Raw genomic sequence first — 426 nt, 5'->3', positions numbered from 1 at the left:
CATTTGAAGCGTGGCAAACCGCTGCCAGAAGAGACCGTTGAGTACCTCGACCAACTCAAGGCGGCCGGAGTTTCGGCGGCCGACATCGAGACGTTCGAAAGCAAACCTGTCGCTCCAAAGGCGCAAATCGCTCCTCTCGGACGGTCGCTGTTCTTCATCCATGACGGTGTTCACGCCGGCGTAAACGGCGATCTCTTCGTGCCGCTCGGCAAGGACGGCGCGCAGCCGAGGGAGCCGGTGCGTTAGCCATGGGCGGACGGGGCGCGTCTGGCGGGGCTGGTAAGCGTCCGGTTCTTGCACGTCGCTCAGCTCTTGACAGGATTTGCCGCTTTCCAGTTCCACGGCAGCAATTCGTCGAGGCGGTTGATGGGGGTCCGTCAACCATGCGCGAGAGCACATCATGAAGATAGGCGTAGGGTTCGACGC

At 61.7% G+C, this 426-nt stretch carries 1 pseudogene; it reads left to right on the top strand.

The features are described from left to right. Window positions 1-246 (top strand): annotated as a pseudogene (locus EOD07_RS38035) (lytic transglycosylase domain-containing protein); the annotation flags it as partial. Window positions 247-426 lie beyond the last annotated feature (180 nt).

The organism is Mesorhizobium sp. M2C.T.Ca.TU.002.02.1.1, from assembly GCF_003997225.1.
The sequence above is the reverse complement of the archived record's forward strand: the minus strand, read 5'-3'. Positions and strand labels throughout refer to the sequence as shown.